Consider the following 6,247-nt stretch of genomic DNA (forward strand, 5'->3'; position numbering starts at 1 on the left):
AGCCTGCCAGCCGGCACGCAAACGCTACTGCGCGGGCTCGCGATCATCGAGGCGGCGGCCACGGCCGACGCGCACGATATGCGCAAGTTCGCCGCCGTGCTCGGCACCACGCGCAGCACCACGCACCGGCTCGTGTCGAGCCTCGTGCAGGCGCGCTATCTGCGTCAGGTGCAGGGCGGTTATCTGCTCGGCCCGAAGCTGATCGAACTGGGCACCATCGCGCTCGAACAGATGCCGCTTACGGCGGTCGCGCGCACGCATCTCGAAGCGCTCGCGAACGCCACGCTCGACACGATTCACCTCGGCGTGCGCGATGGCGACGACGTGCTCTACATCGACAAGATCCCCGGCCAGCGCGGCCTTGAGATGCGTTCGCGCGTGGGGCACCGCATGCCGCTCGCGTCGACCGGCATTGGCAAGGCGATGATGCTCGATCTCGCGCCGCAGTCCTGGCGCGATCTGTTCGAAGCGTCGCGGCGCACGCTAGCGGGCGTGAGCTTCCGCCCCGATCACAGCCTCGACCCCGACACCTTTCTCAAGCGCATGGCCACCTATTCGGCGGGCGGCTATACGTTCGATCTTGAGGAAAACGAAATTTCGATCCGCTGCGTGGCGGCGCCGGTGCGCGACGCGTCCGGCGCGATCGTCGCGGCGCTGTCGGTGGCCAGCACGATTCCCTATATGCCGCTCGAACGCATGGACGAACTGATTCCGGTCGTGCAGCGCGAAGCGCGCGCGATCTCGCAGGAACTCGGCTGGCGCGCGCCGCAGCCCGCCACGCGCAGGATTCGCCGATGACCGGCCGCACGACAGAACAGCATATGGAACACGGCAAACAAGGCGATGCAGCGCTGATCGCGCTCGACTGGGGCACGACCTCGCTGCGCGCGTATCTCTTCGATGCGACGGGCAAGGTGCTCGACACGCGCGTGTCGACGGCGGGGATCATGAACCTGCCGGTGCCGGCCGAAGAGGGCGGTTTCGACGCGGCTTTCGAGGAAGCCTGCGGCGTCTGGCTCGAACAGGCGCCGTCGCTGCCGGTGCTGGCCGCTGGCATGGTGGGCAGCGCACAAGGCTGGGTGCAGGCGCCCTACGTGGAAACGCCTGCCGGTGAAGACGCGCTCGTGGCGGGCATCGTCACGGTGCGCGCGGCGAGCGGCGCGAATATCTCGGTGGTGCCGGGCGTGCTGGAGCCGGGCGCCTTGCCGAACGTGATGCGCGGCGAAGAAACGCAGATTTTTGGTGCGCTGGGCGGCAAAGATCACGCAAATGCGCAAGCAACCGCCCTGATCGGCCTGCCCGGCACGCACGCCAAATGGGCCGTGGTGGAAGGCGCGCGCATCGCGCGTTTCTATACCTTCATGACGGGCGAAGTCTATGCGGCGCTCAAGGCGCACACGATTCTCGGCCGAACGATGAAACTCCCGGCCGCGCCGGACACCGCCGCGTTCCTGCGCGGCGTGACGGTGGCGCGCGAACACGGCAGCGCGGGGCTGCTCGCGACCGCGTTCAGCACGCGCACGCTGGGCCTCACCGATCAACTGGCCGCCGATGAACAGCCCGACTATCTCTCGGGTCTCGTGATCGGCCATGAGCTGGCTGGCCTGGAAGCCGTGCTGGCGCGCCGCGACGTTGCGCTTGCCGCCTGCGCGCCGCAACTGATTGGCGCCGATGCCTTGTGCGAGCGCTATCGGCTCGCCCTTGCCCAGTTCGGCTGCAACGGTGCGCAAGTCGTGCGCGAGGCGACCGAGCGTGGCCTTTGGCGCATTGCGGTGCGCGCGGGCCTCGTCAGTGCGGCGGCCTGAGCACGCTTCGAACATACGCAAACCCGCACGCAAACCACAGGACACGTACATGCAAGCCGAACTGAACCTGCCCGCACCCTATACGCCGCACGCTGGCTTCGTGGCCGCGTTTGCCGCGTGCCGGATGGTCGCGATCGTGCGCGGCATCAAGCCCGCCGAAGCCGCCGAGCATGGCCGTGCGATCTACGAAGCGGGCTTCCGGATCATCGAGGTGCCGCTCAATTCGCCTTCGCCGCTGGAGAGCATCGCGGCGCTGCGCGCTACGCTGCCCGCCGACGCCATGATTGGCGCGGGCACCGTGCTCACGACCCAGCGCGTGCGCGACGTGAAGGCTGCGGGCGGCGAACTGATCGTGATGCCGCACGCGGATACCGACGTGATCCTCGCCGCGAAGCTGCAAGGCCTCGCCTGCGTGCCGGGCGTCGCCACGCCGACCGAAGCGTTTGCCGCGCTCAAGCACGGCGCGGACGGCCTCAAGATGTTCCCCGCCGAGCAGCTTGGCCCCGAGGTCACGAAGGCCTGGCGCGCCGTGATTCCGCAGGTCGTGCCGCTCTTGCCGGTGGGCGGCGTGAAGCCCGACAACATGGGGCCGCAACTGGCGGCGGGGGCGAGCGGCTTCGGTCTGGGATCGGCGCTGTACAAGCCTGGCCAGGATGTGGCCGCAACGCGCGCCAACGCGCTCGCGTTTATCGCGGGCTGGCATGAAACGGCGCGCGCGCAGGGAGTGAAGGCGTGAACCGCCTGACGGGCAAGGTCGCACTCGTGACCGGCGCGGGACGCGGCATAGGCGCTGCGATCGCGCGCGCGTTTGCCGCCGAAGGCGCGGCGGTCGTGCTCGCCGAACTCGACATCGCCACGGCGCAGGCCACGGCGCGCGAAATCGCCGGATCGACCGGCAATGCCAACGTGCTCGCCGTGCAGACCGACGTGACGCAATCGGCTTCGGTGCAGGCCGCCGTTAGCGAAGCGCAAAACGCGTTCGGCGCGGTGGACGTGCTCGTGAACAACGCCGGCATCAACGTATTCGCCGATCCGCTCACGATGACCGACGACGACTGGCGGCGCTGCTTCGCCGTCGATCTGGACGGCGTGTGGAACGGCTGCCGTGCCGTGCTTCCGGGCATGATCGAGCGCCGCGCGGGCAGCATCGTCAACATCGCCTCGACGCACGCGTTCCAGATCATTCCGGGCTGCTTTCCGTACCCGGTGGCGAAGCACGGCGTGATTGGCCTCACGCGCGCGCTGGGCATTGAATACGCGCCGAAGAACGTGCGCGTCAACGCGATCGCGCCGGGCTACATCGAAACGCAGCTCACGCACGACTGGTGGAACGCGCAGCCCGACCCGCAGGCGGCGCGCCGCGCAACGCTCGAATTGCCGCCGATGAAGCGCATCGGCAAGCCCGAGGAAGTGGCGATGACGGCCGTGTTTCTCGCCTCGGACGAAGCGCCGTTCATCAACGCCAGTTGCATCACGATCGATGGCGGGCGCACGGCGCTGCATCACGAATAACGCAGTAATGACGCAATAACGAAGTAAAAACGCAGTAAAAAAGCAGCAATAAAAGGTAGCAATAAAACGCAGCACGAAGGCAATACAAGGTAGCAAGACAAACGCATCACTTTCGCCACGGCGCTGGCCGCGCGCGGGCGAAGGCAGAACAGGCGGCCGTTACCCTTCCCGTGACTGAAGAAGACAGGAGACTGACACCATGCAACGCAGGATTTTCCTCACGCTGATCGCCGCCGCGACCACCGCTGTGCTCGCTCATGCGCCCGTCGCGCAAGCCGCCGATCCGGTGAAGATCGGCTTTCTCGTCAAGCAGCCCGAAGAACCGTGGTTCCAGGACGAATGGAAGTTCGCCGAAGCCGCCGCGAAGGAAAAGGGCTTCACGCTGGTCAAGATCGGCGCGCCCTCGGGCGAGAAGGTCATGAGCGCAATCGACAACCTGGCCGCGCAAAAGGCCCAGGGTTTCATCATCTGCACGCCTGACGTCAAGCTCGGGCCGGGCATCGTCGCCAAGGCCAAGGCCGATGGCCTGAAGATGATGACGGTCGACGACCGTCTCGTCGACGGTGCGGGCAAGCCGATCGAAGCGGTGCCGCACATGGGCATCTCGGCGTACAACATCGGCAAACAGGTGGGCGACGGCATCGCCGCCGAAATCAAGAAGCGCGGCTGGGACATGAAGGACGTCGGCGCGATCGACGTGACCTACGAGCAGTTGCCGACCGCGCATGACCGTACCTCGGGCGCAACGGACGCACTGGTGGCCGCAGGCTTCCCGAAGGCGAACATCGTGATGGCGCCGCAAGCCAAGACCGACACGGAAAACGCCTTCAACGCCGCCAACATCGCGCTTACCAAGAACCCGCAGTACAAGCATTGGGTCGCCTACGGCCTGAACGACGAAGCCGTGCTGGGCGCCGTGCGTGCAGCGGAAGGCCGTGGCTTCAAGGCCGACAACATGATCGGCATCGGCATTGGCGGCTCGGACTCGGCGCTCAACGAGTTCAAGAAGCCGCAACCGACCGGCTTCTACGGCACCGTCATTATCAGCCCGAAGCGTCATGGCGAAGAAACCTCGGACCTGATGTACGCCTGGATCACGCAAGGCAAGGAACCGCCGAAGCTCACGCTGACGACCGGCATGCTGGCCACGCGCGACAACGTGGAAAGCGTGCGTCAGCAGATGGGTCTCGCTTCGAAGTAAGCGTTGGATTCAAGCGCTGGATAGAAGTTGTTTGAGGTGTTTCCCGCTGCGGGGCGGTCTCAAAACCGCTGGTTTTGAAGGCCGCGCCCGCGGCGAATCGAATGAGAGGAAACCGAAGTGTCAGCGACACTGCGTTTTGACAATATCGGCAAGGTGTTCCCAGGCGTGCGCGCGCTAGACGGCGTGTCGTTCGACGTGAACGCGGGTGAAGTGCATGGCCTGATGGGCGAGAACGGCGCGGGCAAATCGACGCTGCTGAAGATTCTGGGCGGCGAATATCAGCCCGATTCGGGCCGCATCCTGATGGACGGCAACGAAGTGAAGTTCGCCGATGCGGCCGCTTCGATCGGGGCGGGCGTCGCCGTGATTCACCAGGAATTGCAGTACGTGCCAGATCTGACGGTCGCGGAAAACCTGCTGCTCGGCGCGTTGCCCAATGCGCTGGGCTGGGTCAAGCGAGGCGAGGCGCGCAAGTTCGTGCGCGAACGACTGACCGCGATGGGCGTGGATCTCGATCCCGCCGCGAAACTGCGCAAGCTCTCCATCGCGCAGCGCCAGATGGTGGAAATCTGCAAGGCGCTGTTGCGCAATGCGCGCGTGATCGCGCTCGACGAGCCGACCAGCTCGCTCTCGCACCGCGAGACCGAAGTGCTGTTCAAGCTCGTGCGCGAGTTGCGCGCCGACAATCGCGCGCTCATCTACATCTCGCACCGCATGGACGAGATCTACGAGCTGTGCAATGCGTGCACGATCTTCCGCGACGGTCGCAAGGTGGCGTCGCACGAGAAGCTCGAAGAAGTGAAGCGCGAAACGCTGGTGGCCGAAATGGTGGGCCGCGAGATCAGCGACATCTACAACTACTCGCCGCGCACGCATGGCAACACGCGCTTCGCGGTGCGTGGCGTCGAAGGCCAGCCGCTTAGCGAGGCGGCCAGCTTCGAGGTGAAGGCGGGCGAGATCGTTGGTTTCTTTGGTCTCGTGGGCGCGGGTCGCAGCGAGTTGATGCAGCTTATTTACGGCACGCACAAGCGGCGCGCCGGCGAGATCGAACTCGACGGCAAGACGATTCGCGTGAAGAGCGCGAGCGACGCGATTCGTCATGGCATCGTGCTGTGCCCGGAGGACCGTAAGGAGCAGGGCATCGTTGCGATGGCAACGGTCTCGGAGAACATCAACATCAGTTGCCGCCGGCATTTTCTGCGCGCGGGCATCTTCCTCGACCGCAAGAAGGAAGCGGAAACGGCGGATCGCTTTATCAAGCTGCTGAAGATCAAGACGCCGAGCCGCCGCCAGAAAATCCGCTTTCTGTCGGGCGGCAACCAGCAAAAGGCGATTTTGTCGCGCTGGCTTGCAGAGCCTGACCTGAAGGTCGTGATTCTGGACGAACCGACTCGCGGCATCGACGTCGGCGCGAAGCACGAGATTTACAACGTGATCTACCAGCTTGCCGAACGCGGCTGCGCGATCGTGATGGTGTCGTCGGAGTTGCCGGAAGTGCTCGGCGTGTCGGATCGCATCGTGGTGATGCGCGAAGGCCGGATTTCGGGCGAGTTGCCGCGCAGCGCGGCGAGCGAACACGCGGTGCTTGACCTGGCGTTGCCCAAACGCACGCAGGCGAGAGCCGCATGAGTGGACGGGGAGGAGTGACTGAAATGCAAGCAAGAGAAAACCTGGCGGGTGAAGCTGCCAAGAGCGTCGCCGACGCGCTGATTCCCAGCACCACCGACAA

General features: G+C 65.4%; 6 protein-coding genes. All 6 read left to right on the top strand.

Annotated features, from left to right (window positions below; all coding sequences use genetic code 11):
* On the top strand, positions 1-798 hold a 798-nt coding region (locus tag VG320_RS01510), incomplete at its 5' end, for an IclR family transcriptional regulator (protein ID WP_327198418.1).
* Positions 795-1,805, top strand: a complete 1,011-nt coding sequence (locus VG320_RS01515; protein WP_327198419.1) for a 2-dehydro-3-deoxygalactonokinase — start codon at positions 795-797, stop codon at positions 1,803-1,805. The genes VG320_RS01510 and VG320_RS01515, both read left to right, overlap by 4 nt.
* Before the next feature lie 49 nt (positions 1,806-1,854).
* Positions 1,855-2,541 (top strand): 2-dehydro-3-deoxy-6-phosphogalactonate aldolase, encoded by a 687-nt coding sequence (locus VG320_RS01520; RefSeq protein WP_327198420.1) that lies wholly within the window; start codon positions 1,855-1,857, stop codon positions 2,539-2,541.
* Positions 2,538-3,317, top strand: coding sequence for an SDR family oxidoreductase (locus tag VG320_RS01525; protein ID WP_327198421.1), 780 nt, complete (start codon positions 2,538-2,540; stop codon positions 3,315-3,317). The genes VG320_RS01520 and VG320_RS01525 overlap by 4 nt, the downstream gene beginning before the upstream one ends.
* Before the next feature lie 199 nt (positions 3,318-3,516).
* A complete protein-coding gene (locus VG320_RS01530) occupies positions 3,517-4,518 on the top strand; it encodes an arabinose ABC transporter substrate-binding protein (RefSeq protein ID WP_327198422.1) in 1,002 nt (333 codons plus the stop codon).
* Positions 4,519-4,635: 117 nt separating this feature from the next.
* Positions 4,636-6,147, top strand: coding sequence for an L-arabinose ABC transporter ATP-binding protein AraG (gene araG, locus VG320_RS01535; RefSeq protein ID WP_327198423.1), 1,512 nt, complete (start codon positions 4,636-4,638; stop codon positions 6,145-6,147).
* The last annotated feature ends 100 nt before the right edge of the window (positions 6,148-6,247 follow it).

It is taken from the genome of Paraburkholderia sp., assembly GCF_035948235.1.
Taxonomy (GTDB): Bacteria; Pseudomonadota; Gammaproteobacteria; order Burkholderiales; family Burkholderiaceae; genus Paraburkholderia.

Bases quoted from the DNA above. Each gene is read 5' to 3' on its own strand.
- VG320_RS01515 (WP_327198419.1), top strand. From the start codon at position 795: ATGACCGGCCGCACGACAGAACAGCATATGGAACACGGCAAACAAGGC.
- VG320_RS01520 (WP_327198420.1), top strand. From the start codon at position 1,855: ATGCAAGCCGAACTGAACCTGCCCGCACCCTATACGCCGCACGCTGGC.
- VG320_RS01530 (WP_327198422.1), top strand. From the start codon at position 3,517: ATGCAACGCAGGATTTTCCTCACGCTGATCGCCGCCGCGACCACCGCT.